At 69.3% G+C, this 13,338-nt stretch carries 16 protein-coding genes and 1 pseudogene; 8 read left to right on the top strand and 9 right to left on the bottom strand.

Annotated elements, in window-relative coordinates; translation table 11 throughout:
* Window positions 1-98: 98 nt before the first annotated feature.
* Window positions 99-929: an alpha/beta fold hydrolase gene (locus tag Psi02_RS26140; RefSeq protein ID WP_203978296.1), complete on the bottom strand. Its 831-nt coding sequence runs from the start codon at window positions 927-929 to the stop codon at window positions 99-101.
* Between the two features lie 246 nt (window positions 930-1,175).
* Here Psi02_RS26140 and Psi02_RS26135 point away from each other — a divergent pair, with 246 nt between their 5' ends.
* A complete protein-coding gene (locus Psi02_RS26135) occupies window positions 1,176-2,144 on the top strand; it encodes a sigma-70 family RNA polymerase sigma factor (protein ID WP_239095163.1) in 969 nt (322 codons plus the stop codon).
* Here the strand turns inward: Psi02_RS26135 and Psi02_RS26130 are convergent.
* Both Psi02_RS26130 and Psi02_RS26125 read right to left on the bottom strand, forming a co-directional pair.
* The gene (locus Psi02_RS26130; protein ID WP_203978295.1) at window positions 2,058-2,450 is read right to left on the bottom strand and encodes an STAS domain-containing protein; all 393 of its coding nucleotides are present in this window, start codon (window positions 2,448-2,450) and stop codon (window positions 2,058-2,060) included. The genes Psi02_RS26135 and Psi02_RS26130 overlap by 87 nt on opposite strands.
* 99 nt (window positions 2,451-2,549) lie before the next feature.
* Window positions 2,550-3,509: an RNA polymerase sigma-70 factor gene (locus tag Psi02_RS26125; RefSeq protein WP_203978294.1), complete on the bottom strand. Its 960-nt coding sequence runs from the start codon at window positions 3,507-3,509 to the stop codon at window positions 2,550-2,552.
* A gap of 198 nt (window positions 3,510-3,707) precedes the next feature.
* Here Psi02_RS26125 and Psi02_RS26120 point away from each other — a divergent pair, with 198 nt between their 5' ends.
* The gene (locus Psi02_RS26120) at window positions 3,708-4,193 is read left to right on the top strand and encodes a carboxymuconolactone decarboxylase family protein (protein ID WP_203978293.1); all 486 of its coding nucleotides are present in this window, start codon (window positions 3,708-3,710) and stop codon (window positions 4,191-4,193) included.
* A 137-nt stretch (window positions 4,194-4,330) separates the two neighbouring features.
* On the opposite strand, the gene Psi02_RS26115 is transcribed toward Psi02_RS26120, so the two are convergent.
* Both Psi02_RS26115 and Psi02_RS26110 read right to left on the bottom strand, forming a co-directional pair.
* A complete protein-coding gene (locus Psi02_RS26115; protein ID WP_203978292.1) occupies window positions 4,331-5,038 on the bottom strand; it encodes a hypothetical protein in 708 nt (235 codons plus the stop codon).
* Window positions 5,039-5,252: 214 nt separating this feature from the next.
* Window positions 5,253-5,828, bottom strand: a complete 576-nt coding sequence (locus tag Psi02_RS26110) for a TetR/AcrR family transcriptional regulator (RefSeq protein ID WP_203978291.1) — start codon at window positions 5,826-5,828, stop codon at window positions 5,253-5,255.
* A gap of 166 nt (window positions 5,829-5,994) precedes the next feature.
* Here Psi02_RS26110 and Psi02_RS26105 point away from each other — a divergent pair, with 166 nt between their 5' ends.
* Both Psi02_RS26105 and Psi02_RS26100 read left to right on the top strand, forming a co-directional pair.
* A complete protein-coding gene (locus tag Psi02_RS26105) occupies window positions 5,995-6,882 on the top strand; it encodes an alpha/beta fold hydrolase (RefSeq protein ID WP_203978290.1) in 888 nt (295 codons plus the stop codon).
* An 11-nt stretch (window positions 6,883-6,893) separates the two neighbouring features.
* Window positions 6,894-7,193, top strand: a complete 300-nt coding sequence (locus Psi02_RS26100) for an alpha/beta hydrolase (protein ID WP_203978289.1) — start codon at window positions 6,894-6,896, stop codon at window positions 7,191-7,193.
* Between the two features lie 105 nt (window positions 7,194-7,298).
* On the opposite strand, the gene Psi02_RS26095 is transcribed toward Psi02_RS26100, so the two are convergent.
* The gene (locus tag Psi02_RS26095; protein ID WP_203978288.1) at window positions 7,299-8,168 is read right to left on the bottom strand and encodes a sigma-70 family RNA polymerase sigma factor; all 870 of its coding nucleotides are present in this window, start codon (window positions 8,166-8,168) and stop codon (window positions 7,299-7,301) included.
* 74 nt (window positions 8,169-8,242) lie between these two features.
* Between Psi02_RS26095 and Psi02_RS26090 the strand changes: the two genes are divergently transcribed.
* Complete coding sequence (locus Psi02_RS26090; RefSeq protein WP_203978287.1) at window positions 8,243-8,701, top strand: carboxymuconolactone decarboxylase family protein; 459 nt, start codon at window positions 8,243-8,245, stop codon at window positions 8,699-8,701.
* An 89-nt stretch (window positions 8,702-8,790) separates the two neighbouring features.
* On the opposite strand, the gene Psi02_RS26085 is transcribed toward Psi02_RS26090, so the two are convergent.
* Window positions 8,791-9,429 (bottom strand): TetR/AcrR family transcriptional regulator, encoded by a 639-nt coding sequence (locus Psi02_RS26085; RefSeq protein WP_239095162.1) that lies wholly within the window; start codon window positions 9,427-9,429, stop codon window positions 8,791-8,793.
* Between the two features lie 92 nt (window positions 9,430-9,521).
* On the opposite strand from Psi02_RS26085, the gene Psi02_RS26080 reads away from it, so the two are divergent.
* A complete protein-coding gene (locus tag Psi02_RS26080) occupies window positions 9,522-10,643 on the top strand; it encodes an FAD-dependent monooxygenase (protein WP_203978286.1) in 1,122 nt (373 codons plus the stop codon).
* Between the two features lie 58 nt (window positions 10,644-10,701).
* On the opposite strand, the gene Psi02_RS26075 is transcribed toward Psi02_RS26080, so the two are convergent.
* Entirely contained in the window at window positions 10,702-11,151 is a 450-nt protein-coding gene (locus Psi02_RS26075; RefSeq protein WP_203978285.1) for a hypothetical protein, read from the bottom strand.
* Window positions 11,152-11,286: 135 nt separating this feature from the next.
* Window positions 11,287-11,538, bottom strand: a complete 252-nt coding sequence (locus tag Psi02_RS26070) for an SHOCT domain-containing protein (protein ID WP_203978284.1) — start codon at window positions 11,536-11,538, stop codon at window positions 11,287-11,289.
* A gap of 209 nt (window positions 11,539-11,747) precedes the next feature.
* On the opposite strand from Psi02_RS26070, the gene Psi02_RS26065 reads away from it, so the two are divergent.
* On the top strand, window positions 11,748-12,563 hold the full coding sequence (locus Psi02_RS26065; RefSeq protein ID WP_203978283.1) for a helix-turn-helix transcriptional regulator: 816 nt from the start codon (window positions 11,748-11,750) through the stop codon (window positions 12,561-12,563).
* Between the two features lie 224 nt (window positions 12,564-12,787).
* Window positions 12,788-13,338, top strand: a pseudogene (locus tag Psi02_RS41125) (MmyB family transcriptional regulator); the annotation flags it as partial.

The raw sequence follows: 13,338 nt of genomic DNA, 5'->3' as shown, positions 1-13,338 counted from the left end.
CGAAGCGAGCGGTGGACGGCGAGCCGCCCGGCGGCGAGTGGTGAACGGCGAGCCGCCCGACGGCCGACTCGAAAGGCCGCCGGGCAGCGTGGACCGGATCAGCTCTCCTGGTCGAGGAAGGCGAGGGTGACCGCCGCGAAGAGCGGTGACAGAAAGATGTCGTAGTGCGTGAGACCGGGCAGGATCGCCAGTGCGTGACCGCCCTTGGGCCGGGCCTCACCCTGCCAGCCGCCGTCGCGAAGGCCGCCGTCGAGGAGTTTGAAGACCTCGACGTAGTGGCTCGGCGGCGCCATGTCGGCGTCGGCGGCGACCACGAGCGTCGGCACCTGCAGGCCGCGCACGTCTTCGGAGAAGTCGAAGTCCTGCGCCATCGCCTCGCCGATCTTGTCGAGCAGCTTCGGGAAGTGCTCGGGGTGGGGGGCCACCCGCTGGTAGAGCTCGTACATCGGGGTGTCCTTCATGAACTCGGCGGCCGCCCCGCTCACCTGGCCCTGCTGCTGGAGCATCTCCGGGTAGATCGCGTCGCGGCTGACGTGTGCCGAAGCCGCGACCAGGCGACCCACCTTCTCCGGGTGCCTGATCGCGACCAGGAGCGCCACCCCGCCGCCGAGGGAGTAGCCGACCACGGCCGGCTTCCGCAGGCCGAGATGGTCGATGAGCGCGGCGACGTCGTCGGCCATCAGCCGGATGTCGAGCGGACGGTCGACGTCAGCGGTCCGGCCGTGCCCCTGCAGGTCGACGAGGATGACCTGGTGGTGGTCGGCCAGGGCGGGGATGATCGGCCCGAACATCTCACCCGAGCCGAGGCCGCCGTGCAACAGGACCATCGGGGATCCCGTTCCGTATGTCTCGTAGTACAGGTTGACTCCGTTGACCTCGGCGTACCGGCCCGAGCCGGCGGTCTCAGCGGTCCATTCCGTGGCGGTCATGATTTCTCCTTGCTTATGTCCCGTTCTGCTTGACGCGTCTGTAGACCGGGCGGCCCTCGGAAACTCATCGCCCAGGGCGGGGCGACTTCTCCGCACGCTCGCAGGCATCCACGTGATGAGCACCTGGTGCGGTCCGGCCGCCGGCATGGTGACAGGTGTGGACCACCCCGAGCCGATGTCGGGGAGGATGCCATTTCGCCCCCGGAAAAGTCGTAGTCGCCCGCTAGGTTCGTCAGGGTGGACGATGTGGCGACCAATGCACCGATCGAGTCGCGGCTGGAGGCGTACCGGCCTGAGCTGACGGGCTACTGCTACCGGATGCTGGGATCCGCCTTCGAGGCCGAAGACGCTGTACAAGACACCTTGGTGCGCGCCTGGCGTGGTTTCGACCGGTTCGAAGGACGCTCAGCGCTGCGGTCCTGGCTGTACCGGATCGCGACGAACGTCTGCCTGAGCATGCTCTCCAGCGCTCAGCTGCGGGTCCGGCCGATGGATCTCGGCCCGGCCGGGTCCGGCCGTGCCACCGACCCGGGAGAGCCGCGTCCCGACCAGATCTGGGTGGGCCCGGTGCCGGACGGCCGGGTGCTGCCTGAGGCCGCCGATCCGGCCGACGTGGTCGCCGAACGCGAGTCGATCCGGCTGGCGTTCGTCGCGGCGCTACAGCACCTGCCGCCGCGGCAGCGGGCCGTGCTGATCCTGCGGGAGGTGCTGGCGTGGTCAGCTCAGGAGGTGGCGGACCTGCTCGACACCTCGGTAGCCGGCGTCAACAGCGCCCTCCAACGGGCCCGGGCCACCATCGCCACCGCCGACACCGCCGCCGACGTTCACGAGCCTTTGGACGACGGGCAGAAGGCGCTGCTCGCGCGTTACGTGAAGGCGTTCGAGGCGTACGACCTCGAGGCGCTGACGACGCTGCTGCATGACGACGCGACGCTGTCGATGCCGCCGTTGCCCCTGTGGCTGCGCGGCCACGACGACATCGCCGCCTGGATGGCCGGTACGGGCAGCGGCTGCCGCGGCTCGCGCCTGGTGCCAGTGGTGGCCAACGGCATGCCGGCGTTCGGGCAGTATCGGCCCAGCCTCAGCGGCTCCGGTCACGACCCGTGGGCGCTGATGGTGCTGGAGATCTCAATGGGGCGAATCGCGGCCGTCAACAACTTCCTCGACACCACCCGCCTCTTCCCGTTGTTCGGACTGCCGGCCCGCCTGGAGTAGCGCGTCGGTCAATCCGAGCAGGCGCACAAGCTCGAGCAGGTGCGGGCCGGCGCCGATGACCGCCAAACTCCAGCCATGCCGCCGCGCGGTCAAGCGCAACCGGGCCAGCGCCTCGACCGTCACCACGTCGGGATGGGCCACGTCGGCGACGTCGCAGATCACGACACCGCCGGCGCGGCCGCGCACCAACTCGGCGAGCTCGGCGCACAGGACAGGGATGTCCGAACGCGTGACCGTCGCGCCGAGGGCGAAGGAGGTCGCGGAGGCCGCCATGTGGATAGGACCGCCGGCATCGCGGAAACTCATCGCCTCAGCGCCGACGAGTTCCGCACCACCGGGCGGTTTCGAGCGGTGTGACCTTTCAGGCAGACTCAGCGCATGTCAGCACCCTCTGGCGGCTTGGACTCAGCGGCGCAGGGTGGTCTCCCGCTCCATGTGCGACAGTTTCGCGGGATTGCGCACGGCGTAGAGCCCGGTGATGAGGCCGTCGTCGATGCGCACCGCCATGACGGTGTCCACCTCGCCGTTGAGCCGGAGAATCAGCGCCGGATAGCCATTGACCTGTGCCGGCTGCAGCGACGCCGCGGCGAACCTGCTCAGTCCGGCGGCCAGGGGGGCCACCTTGTCGGCCCCCACGATGGGCGCCGGCGCGGCCTGCACGGCTCCGCCGCCGTCGCCCAGGAAGACGACGTCCGGGGCGAGCAGGTCGAGCAGGCGTTGCAGATCGCCGGTTTCGACCGCCCGCTGGAACGCCTTGAGCGCGTCGCGGGTCTCTGCCGGAGAAACAACCCCGCGGGGTCGGCGCGCGGCGACGTGTGCCCGTGCCCGGTGGGCGATCTGACGGACCGCGGCCGGGCTCTTGTCGACGGCTTGCGCGATCTCGTCGTACTCCAGGTCGAACACCTCGCGCAGCACGAACACCGCCCGCTCGGTCGGCGCGAGCGTCTCCAGCACCAACAGCATCGCCATCGAGACGCTGTCGGCCAACTCGACGTCCTCGGCGACATCGGGCGCGGTCAGCAGCGGCTCGGGCAGCCAGGGACCGACGTAGGACTCCTTGCGCCGGCGAAGCGTACGCAGCCGGCTCAGCGCCTGCCGGGTGGTGATCCGGACCAGGTAGGCACGCCGATCCCGCACTGCATCGAGATCGACGCCCGTCCACCGCAGCCAGGTCTCCTGCAGGACGTCTTCGGCGTCGGCGGCCGAGCCGAGCATCTCGTAGGCGACGGTGAACAGCAGGTTCCGGTGGGCGACGAACGCCCCGGTGGCCTCGACGGCCGCGGCGGCATCGGCGGCATCGGCGACGGAGTCCGTGTGGCCGCCACCGGCGAGCGGCTCGGCCGCGTCCGTTGTTCCCTCGCTCATAGCCGGCTCCTGCCTGTTGTCACTCGACTGTGCCACGCGCACAAGACGCCGGTCCCCACCGCTTTGTGACACCCCCGATCGGTGGCGCACGTCACACTGCCGCGGCGTCACAGGGATCGGGGCGCCGGCATCTCTTGGTCGTCAGACGCCGCGCGGACGATCCGCGCGGCATGCCGCTCCACGAGCGAGGACGAAGCCATGGAACCCCGTTTCAACCTGATCACCAACGAGATCGGCGCCAAGATCGGCAAGCGGTTCGCCAACGTCAGCCTGATGATCCAGCAGTCACCGCTGCCCAGGGCCACTCAGGAACTGGTGATGCTGCGCGCCAGCCAGATCAACGGCTGCGGATTCTGCGTCGACTTCCACACCAAGGAGGCCGCGGCCGGCGGCGAAAGTGCCGTCCGGCTCCACCTGGTCGCCGCCTGGCGCGAGTCCACCGTGTTCACCGAGGCCGAGCAGGCCGCGCTGGCGCTCGCCGAGGAGGGCACCCGACTCGCCGACGCGCACCACGGCGTGTCCGACGAGACCTGGGCCCAGGTGCGCAAGCACTACGACGACGATCAGATCGCCGCGCTCGTCTACCTGGTCGCCATGATCAACGCGGCCAACCGGCTCGGCGTGATCGTGCGCAACAAGGGAGGTTCCTACGAGACCGGCATGTTCGCCGGCCTGACCAGCTGATCGGCAGGAGAATCGCGGCCCGGCCCGGGATCATTCGAGCCGGGCCGGGCCCGGGCAGGTCCGGGCTGTCCGTCCATCCTCCGGCAGGCCCGTTTTTCCATGCTTCGCCGCCTGGCCGCACCCGGCGATCGTGTTGATCAGGGTGCGCTGGTCTTCAGCGTGGCAGCGGCGGCGGACAGCAGGGCCTGTAGCCGGGTGTGCGGAAAGTCATCCGTGCCGGCTGCCGGTTCCACGCGGGTGCTGTAGAAGTCCGCCTCGTGGTCGTCCTCCTGACGGGCCCACAGGTTGCCGGCCTGGTCGCGCTGCCAGACCACGTTCTGACCGCGGAAGTCCGCACGCTCGAGCCAGTCGGTGCCACACGGCCAGTAGCCGTCCCACTGTTGCGGGCGTAGCGAGGCGTACGCAGCGTCTACGGCGGCGAGGGCGCCGTCCACGTCGTCGTCCTCGAAGACTGCGGCGAACCGGCAGAGCAGCGCCAGCGGCGCCCCGGGGTGCTGGGACTGTGGGTCGAGGGCTGCGACCGCCCGGCAGATCAGGTCGAGTTCGGCCCAGCGCAGCGCGTACGGGTGCCAGTGCGCCAGGTCGTCCCAGCCCAACTCCGCGGTGTCGGCCGAGTCCGGGGCGGCGATCCCCAGACTGTAGGAGTCGGCCTGGCTGTCGACGGTCAGCAGTACGCGGTGGCCGCCGCCGACGTCGAACTCCACATCGAGCGCCGTATCGTCCGGATCCTGGTCCTCTTCGTCGTCGAGGTCGTCGAGGTCGTCGCCGAGCAGTTCTTCGAGGTCGCCGAGCCGATCGGCTCCGGGTCCGTCCTCGTGGGCGAAGGTGTACCGCGCCCAGAACACCGGACTATGCAATGACTCGCGCAAGGAGGATGGAACGGCCATCCCGCGATGATCGCCTGTCGGTACCGCCACGATCAAATCAGGTGGTGCCGGACATCCGGCCGCGCGTCGCCACGTGCGGAACTCGCGGCCGGCAGGCCTTCAAAGGCTCACGCCCCCGGTACGCCGCGTTTCCGCGGGCTTTGCAGCCCGATGATCGTTTCTGGTCACAGCGCTAGGGAAGACCGGCGGCGCAGCGTGCCGTACGCAGGAAGGTGCGGCGGCTGGCCTCACTGTCGTCGAGGTAGCTTCCTACGAGAACCGCGTCGCGCAGCATCACGAGCGTGTCGGCCTTCATGGCGGAGTCCTCCCGACCGGCGGCCGTCAGGTACTCCTCGAGGACCTCGCGGAACCATACGCGGTGCCGGCCGACCACCTGGCGGACGGGGTTTGCCGGATCGGGGAATTCGGCGGTCGCGTTGATGAACGGACAGCCCCGCGTGTGATGCCGCCACGCATCCTCGGCGATGCCCTCGATCACGAGTTCAAGCATGTGGTCGGGCGACACCGCCCGGTCGGCGGCGGCCTCGAGGTGATGGCGTATCAAGGCGTCTTCCCGCTCGAGGTAGGCGACGACGAGGGCCTCCTTACCGGCGAAGTGGCGGTAGAGCGTGGCGCGCGTCACGCCCGCCTGCTGCAAAATGCGATCGACGCCGACGGCGTTGATGCCCTCCAGATAGAACAGTCGGCTCGCGGTCTCCAACAGGTGTTGTCGCGGCCCCGACGCCGGCGACTCGCGGCTGCTCTTCATCGTCCCAGCATAACACGCGGACCGATCGTTCTTTCTCTCTCACTGAACCGAGGCTCACCCTCGTTTGACTTTACGTCTCCATGCTGCTTCGCTTCTTCTCGCGACAGAACGACCGTTCTTTCTTCCTCGGTTGCTCGACGAGCGACCTCCCCTGAATGGAGCACGCATGAACGCCCGTCAACGTACGTGGGGACGGCGAGCCGTCGCCGCCGGCGCCGCAGCCCTCGCTCTCGGCGTCACACCCACCGCGATCGCGTCCGCCACCCCCGCGCCGGCACACTCGTCCTCGTCGGCCGCCATCGCGGGCTCGACGGCCAAGCACACCGGCCACGCGAAGCCGACCATCGTCCTGGTCCATGGGGCGTGGGCGGACGCGTCGAGTTTCGCGCCGGTGACGACTCGGCTCCAGCACGATGGCTACAACGTGCTCAACGCCCCGAACCCGCTGCGCGGACTCGCGTCGGACGCGGCCTCCGTGGCCGCCTTCGTCGACCAGGCGACCACGGGGCCGGTGGTGTTGGTCGGGCACTCTTACGGCGGTGCTGTGATCACCAACTCCGCGCTCCAGACACCGCAGGTGAAGGCGCTCGTCTACATCGACGCCTTCGCGCCCGACGCGGGAGAGTCGGCGGTGGACCTCGCGTCCGCGAAGCCGGGCTCGGCCCTCGCCGGGCCGATCGAGTCGGTCTTCGACGCCGTCCAGGACCCGTCCAGCCCGCAGGGTGACCCCGACCTCTACGTCAAGCGCGCCCTCTTCGCCGAGGCCTTCGCCGGTCGCCTTCCCAGCACCGTCGGCCGGGCGCTCGCGGCATCGGAGACGCCGATCGCGGCCGGTGCGGTTCAGGAGAAGTCCGGACAGCCGGCGTGGAAGACGCTGCCCAGTTGGTTCTTGATCGGCACCGCCGACCAGGTGATCCCCGCCGCCGAGCAGCAGGCCATGGCGACACGCGCGCACGGAAGGGTGGAAACGGTCAAGGCCGGTCACCTGTCGATGCTCGAGACCCCCGCCGCTGTGACGACGATCGTTGAGCGCGCCGCCGCGTCAGTGCGATAGGGGGTGTCGAGATGGCTTCACGGCCCGTGTTCGATCTGACGGCCGCGAAGAAGGACCCGGCGCCACCGACGCTCGTCGATCTCGACGACAGCGATCGCGGGCCGCTCCTGATCCTCGGCGGGCTACGCGACCATACGGTCCCGGAGATCGTCGCACGTCAGGCCGCGGCTCTCTACAGGCCGGGGACCAACACCGAATATCGGCCCGTTCCCGGGCGCGGGCACTCACTCGTGTTCGACAGGGGCTGGCGGGAGGTGGCGGAAACGGTGCTCGAGTGGGTGCGCCGGCAGGACCGTGCACAGCTGAGGTGAAAGTGCCGCATGCCCCGACGATCCCCCCGATCGCCGGGGCATGCGGCCTGGTCGGCGACGCCGGGCGCGGACCACGCGCGCGGCGACGGGCACAAGGACTGAACCTCACTCGAGCCCGGACAGGTCGAGCTGGGCGATGCGCTCGGGGTCGGCCAGGATGTTGATCTCGACGATCTTGCCGCCGCGGACGGTGGGGCTGAACACCGTGACCGGTCGCCCAGCGGGCATCGCGACCAGCCCGGCCGCGCCGTTGACGACGACGGGGCGGGCGAACCGGGCACCCTCGGAGAACAGCAGCGCCTGCTTGGCCACCACCGCCGCGCCGCGCATCAGCCCCGACGGTCCCGCCATGCCGAAATCCACCCGCAGCACGACGTCCGGGTCGAGCACGGCGACCAGGGCGTCGAAGTCGCCGGCGTGCGCCGCTGCCATGAATGCGTCGATCACCTCGCGCTGCGCGGGCAGGCCGGCGTCCGGCAGCGCGGCACCCCGCACACGGCGGCGGGCCCGGCTGGCCAGTTGGGTGGCGGTGGCCGGAGAGCGCCCGACGATCGGGGCGATCTCGTCGAAGGGCACGCCGAACATGTCGTGCAGCACGAACGCCAGTCGCTCGGCCGGGGTCAACGTCTCCAGCACGACGAGCAGCGCCAGCCCCACCGAGTCCGCGAGCACCGCCTCCTCCGCCGGATCCGGGGCGGCGGACGCCACGATCGGGTCCGGCACGTGCGTGTCGAGCGGCTCCTCGCGCCGGGACTTACGGGAGCGCAGCATGTCCAGGCAGACCCGGCTCACCACGGTGGTCAGCCAGCCGCTCAGGTTCGCCACCTCGCCGGTGTCGGAGCGGGCCAGCCGCAGCCACGCCTCCTGGACGGCGTCATCCGCCTCGGTCAGCGAACCCAGCATCCGGTAGGCCACCGCACGCAGGTGATCGCGATGCGCCTCGAACCGCTCGGCGAGAAAGTCGTGCTCATCCACTGTCAGGTTCCTCCGTTGTCATCCGTCATAGCGATGACGAACCAGATTCAACCGATATGACAGGGAGAGCGATTATGCAGGCACGGATGACCAACCCGGCCGTTCTCATTCCCGCGGCGATGAAGGGCCTCTACGCCTACGGCACCTCCGCGGACGACCTCGGCGTGCCAGCCACCACGCTGGCCATGGTTCACCTGCGGGCGAGCCAGATCAACGGCTGCAGCGTGTGCGTGGAGATTCATGCGAACGAGCTCAAGAAGGCAAGCGAGACCGACGAGCGGATCTTCGCGGTGGCCGCATGGCAGGACGCGCCCTACTTCACGGAGGCGGAGCGGGCCGCGCTGGCGCTCACCGAGGCGGTCACCCGGATCGCCGACCGCTCGGACGCGGTGTCCGACGAGGTCTGGGCCGAGGCCGGGCGGCACTACGACGAGCAGGGGCTGGCCGCGCTCCTCATCGCTATCTCCGCGGTGAACGTGTGGAACCGGCTCAACGTGGCCACCCGCCAGGTGGCCGGTGAGTGGAAGCCCTGAGCTTGGCGACCGCGGCGCGGCCACCCCGGTGACCGCGCCGCTTCGGCGCCGCCCCCCGACGCCGGGCGGGCGAGAACCGCTCGTACGGCTCAGGCCGTACCACGCGGGGGGTGATCGACCGTCCACGCTGACGCCCGCAACCACGGGGTGAGCGCCACGTCCGTCGCCCGGCGGACGGCCACCTGAACCGCGGCCGGGTCGCCGAGCTGGTCGAGATCGTCGAGCAGCACCTGCAGAGCGCCCGTGACCGCGCCGACGAACGCGCCGGTCAACGCCGCCGCGCTCACCTCGTCGAGCCGCTCGGGGAACGCCGCGGCCAGATTCCTGGCGATTTCCCGCTGCGCGTCGAGCTGGATCTGCAGCATCCGCCCACGTACCGCCGGCACGGTCCGCACCAACCGCAGCCGCAGCGCGGCGAGCCGGCTCGCCATGTCGTCGTTGTCATCGCCGACCTTGTGCAGTGCGCGCAGGAGCACCTCGGCCGGTCCGTCGTCCGGACCGCGCGACTCGATGCCCTCGATCGCCGCCCGCACCCGCGCATCGCTCTCCGGGAACAGCAGCTCCTCCTTGCTGGCGAAGTAGCTGAAGAACGTACGCGTGCCGATGTCGGCCGCGGCGGCGATGTCGGCGATGGTCGTCTCGTCGTAGCCGTTGCGCTCGAACAGCTCAGTGGCGGCGTCGACGAGGGTCTGGCGGGTGCGGGCCCGCTTACGGTCGCGAAGTGACACGCGACCGAGCATACGGCACTCGACGCAGACAGGCATCCAACGCGAATCAGCACTCATTGCAAATCCGCATTGAGTGCGGTTATCGTGTGGGCATGTCACCTCGCAGCGTGCTGATCTCCGGCGGCGGCGTCGCCGGCCCCACCCTGGCCTACTGGTTGGCCCGCCACGGGTTCCAGCCCACCGTCGTGGAGCGGTCGCAGGGCCTGCGCTCCAGCGGCAACCCCGTCGACGTTCGCGGCCCCGCCCTGCCCGTGGCCGAAGAAATGGGCATCATGCCCCGCCTGCGCGATGTCGCCACCCAGGCGACCACGATGAGCGTCGTCGACGCCTCCGGACGGCAGATCACCCGCGTGGCCATGCCCGCCACCCGCAGCGCCGCCGGAACCCGAGAGGTCGAACTCCCGCGCGGCGACCTGGCCGCCACCCTCTACGAGGCCGCCCGGGACGACGCGGAGTTCCTGTTCGACGACACGATCGTCACGCTGCGGCAGGACGAGCACGGCGTCGACGTCACGTTCGACCGCGCCGCACCGCGCCGCTTCGACCTGGTCGTCGGCGCCGACGGGCTCCACTCCACGGTGCGGCGGCTGGCGTTCGGCCCGGAGCCCGACTTCGTGCGGCACATGGGCGTCTACGTCGCGACCATGCCCCTCGGCGACCCGGTCGATCACCCGCACGACGTGCTCATGTACAACATCCCTGGCAGGCTGGTCTCCATCCATCCGTCACGGGACCACGCCCTGGCCGCCTTCATCTTCCGCGGCCCGGCGATCAGCGGCTTCGACCACCGCGACACCGAGCAGCACAAGCGGATCGTCACCAAGGCATACGCGGGCGCCGGCTGGCGAGTGCCGGAACTGCTCGAGCGGCTCCAGAAGACCGAGGATCTCTACTTCGACTCAGTCAGCCAGGTGCGTCTGCCCACCTGGGCGAACGGCCGCATCGCGCTGCTCGGCGACGCGGCGTCGTGTGTGTCGCTGTTCGGCGACGGCTCCAGCCTCGCCATGGCCGGCGCCCACACCCTCGCCAAGGCGCTCGCCGCGCAGACGGCCGACCACACGGGGGCGTTCCGCCGCTACGAGACCGAGCACCGCACCCTGGTCGACCCGAAGCAGCGCAACATCGGCCGGGCCGCAGGGCTGCTCATCCCCAAGACGCGGCTCGGCATCGCCGCCCGCAACCTCGCCGCGCGGGTCTGGCTCAGCCGTCGGTGAAACCCCGCGCCGCGCCTGGCTTCGTCCCGCTCCGCCAGGCGCGTCCTGCTCGCTTAGATCAGCTCTGTCGTTGAACTCTGGCGGTCGCGGCGGCGTACTCGTCGGCGGTCATGCCGAGGTGCGGGTGTTGCAGGTTGAGGTCATGCTGGTCGTCAGCCCATTGCTGGTAGTCCCGCCGGACGGTGGCTTCGTCGGAGTCCATGACGTGGGCGATGGCGGCCCACGTGACCCCGGCCAGCAGCGCGTGGTGGATGTTGGCGGGATGGCGGACGGTGCGCGCGATGCACTCCGCGAGCGCCAGCAACTCGATGTGCTCCGCCACGGTGAGCGGAGGCCGGTCCTCGGCTCCATGCCGGACGGGGTCATAGATCCCACGGGCCACCAGCTCGACCCGGGCGCGAGCTGACGCATCCCGGGCGGCCAACTTGTCGTAGCGCTCCAGCTGTTGGGCGACGGGCATGTCGTAGCGAGCGTCGCGCCAGGTCGTGATGTGCTCAGGCGTGCTCATGATGGCTTCTCCAGGGCGGGGCGGCTTACCACCCTAACGATCCTCATGGATCGGACGCACGACACGAACGCCCCGAGCGATGATCGCTCGGGGCGTTCGGGCTGTTGGGTGTTGTGGTCAGGGGCGGGGCCGCCTTTACGAACCCATCACGGCGCGGAGCGCCTCAAGGCGGTGCCGGTACTCGTCATCGTCGATCTTTCCGGCGGTGAACCTCTGGAAGAGGGCCTCCTCGGGAGTCCTCGACCTCCAGGCGCGAGCCTTCGCATGGAGTGCGGCGCCCGCGCCGCCGATGACGGCCGCCCAGAACAGGACCGCGATGAGGAGGAAGAGGAACTCCTCCTGGCTGATTGTGATGCCGTACAGGTCCATCTGGCTCCCTCCGATCAACGCATCACCTCGATGCCGTGTACTCATGGTCGAGCACGCGGTTCAGGGGCGCCAGGGTGCGATTCGCCTGGGTGTGGCATTGCCACCCTTCGAGAGTCGACGTCGGACGACGCCGTGCCTGACGTCGCGGAGGGACAGCCGCACTCCGCTTTCAGGCTTCGTCGCGCTGTTTGCCATTTTTTGACCCTTTGGTTCCTACTGTGTCTGCCATGCGCAATCCCCTGGGCGAGTTCCTTCGCGCTCGACGCCACCTCACGACGATTGAGCAGGTAGGTCTCCCACGCGTCGACGATCGCCGCCGGACGCCCGGATTACGCCGCGATGAGGTCGCCGTGCTCGCCGGCCTGAGCATCGACTACTACACCCGACTGGAACAGGGAAGGGAACGCCACCCCTCGGCTCAGGTGCTCAACGCCCTGGCTCAGGTTCTCCAGCTCAGCCCGGAGGCCACCGAATACCTTCACGAGCTTGCCCACCCCCGGGCATGCAGGCGCGGGGCAATCGATCAGGTCAACCCGACCGTGGCACACCTCGGGGAAGATTTGCACCATTTGGTGGTTTTTACGACAAATCCCTGCATGGACGTGCCGTACAGGAATCGGCTGGCCGCGGCCCTCCACGGAGGGCTCAAGTACAACGACAACCTGGTACGGCTGGTCTTCCTCGACCCCGCGTCACGCGAATTCTACCTTGACTGGGAACGAGAGGCCCGATTCAGGGTCGCCCACATCCGAGCCGCGGCGGGGGCCGAATACGGCGACCGGCGCCTGCACGCGCTCGTCGATGAGCTATCGCGCACAAGCGAGGACTTTCGGCGGATATGGGACCGACATGACGTGCGGGTCAGGACAAACGAGTCGATTCGCTACCGACACCACGAGGTCGGTGAAATAACCCTGCTCTTTGAGACATTCGCGATCAATAGCTCCCCCGGCCAGAATCTCGTGATCGGCCGCGCCGAGCCCGGCAGTCCGTCCGAGCGGGCCCTGAGCCGATTGAGGGCGCTCGTCGCCGGTCACGACTGAACGACCGGGGCCATGTTCGGACGGGCCGGCGATGCCGCGGCGGTGCGATCCACCGGAGCGGGTTCAGCGGCGAGAAGCCAACCAGGTTCGACACTTTGCGTGGCTTTGACCTGCAGTTTCCTATTATCGGGGCCACGGGAAGCCGTCTGGGTGAGTTCCTTCGCGCTCGGCGCCGGCTCACGACCATCGATCAGGTAGGGCTCCGGCATGCGGGCGATCGCCGCATGACGCCAGGCCTACGCCGCGAGGAGGTGGCGCTGCTGGCCGGGTCAGCTGCGACTACTACGTGCGGCTTGAGCAGGGCCGGGAGCGTAACCCGTCCGATCAAGTCCTCGACGCCCTGGCGCGGGTTCTGCAACTGGGTACCGAGGCCACTCAGCACCTCCACGGCTTTCCACGAAGATTTGCTGCACAACGACAACATCGTGCGATTGACCTTCCTGGAACCCAGGATCCGTGAGTTGTGGGTGAACTGGGAAGATCAGGCCAGGTCCAGAGTCGCCCATCTACGCGCGGCGGCGGGAGCCGACCCAGCCCGGCACTGCTCGAACTGGTCGAGGAACTCTCGCGTGAAAGCGAGGACTTTCGTCGAATGTGGGCCAACCACGATGTATAGACGGACACGAACGACGCCGTACACGTGCACCATCCGGATGTCGGAGGCCTGACCCTGCGCTACCAGACGTTCACCGTCGACAGCGCTCCCAGCCAGAAACTCGTCGTATTCCAGGCCGAGCCGGGCAGCCCGTCCGAGCAGGCCCTTGCCCGGCTGGGG

It is taken from the genome of Planotetraspora silvatica (genome assembly GCF_016863315.1).
GTDB lineage: Bacteria > Actinomycetota > Actinomycetes > Streptosporangiales > Streptosporangiaceae > Planotetraspora > Planotetraspora silvatica.
This window is presented reverse-complemented; position numbering and strand designations above follow the sequence as displayed.

Excerpts from the sequence above, each read along its gene's own strand:
- Psi02_RS26140 (WP_203978296.1), bottom strand. The coding sequence starts at position 929 with ATGACCGCCACGGAATGGACCGCTGAGACCGCCGGCTCGGGCCGGTAC.
- Psi02_RS26130 (WP_203978295.1), bottom strand. The coding sequence starts at position 2,450 with ATGAGTTTCCGCGATGCCGGCGGTCCTATCCACATGGCGGCCTCCGCG.
- Psi02_RS26125 (WP_203978294.1), bottom strand. The coding sequence starts at position 3,509 with ATGAGCGAGGGAACAACGGACGCGGCCGAGCCGCTCGCCGGTGGCGGC.
- Psi02_RS26120 (WP_203978293.1), top strand. The coding sequence starts at position 3,708 with ATGGAACCCCGTTTCAACCTGATCACCAACGAGATCGGCGCCAAGATC.
- Psi02_RS26110 (WP_203978291.1), bottom strand. The coding sequence starts at position 5,828 with ATGAAGAGCAGCCGCGAGTCGCCGGCGTCGGGGCCGCGACAACACCTG.
- Psi02_RS26105 (WP_203978290.1), top strand. The coding sequence starts at position 5,995 with ATGAACGCCCGTCAACGTACGTGGGGACGGCGAGCCGTCGCCGCCGGC.
- Psi02_RS26100 (WP_203978289.1), top strand. The coding sequence starts at position 6,894 with ATGGCTTCACGGCCCGTGTTCGATCTGACGGCCGCGAAGAAGGACCCG.
- Psi02_RS26090 (WP_203978287.1), top strand. The coding sequence starts at position 8,243 with ATGCAGGCACGGATGACCAACCCGGCCGTTCTCATTCCCGCGGCGATG.
- Psi02_RS26080 (WP_203978286.1), top strand. The coding sequence starts at position 9,522 with ATGTCACCTCGCAGCGTGCTGATCTCCGGCGGCGGCGTCGCCGGCCCC.
- Psi02_RS26075 (WP_203978285.1), bottom strand. The coding sequence starts at position 11,151 with ATGAGCACGCCTGAGCACATCACGACCTGGCGCGACGCTCGCTACGAC.
- Psi02_RS26065 (WP_203978283.1), top strand. The coding sequence starts at position 11,748 with ATGCGCAATCCCCTGGGCGAGTTCCTTCGCGCTCGACGCCACCTCACG.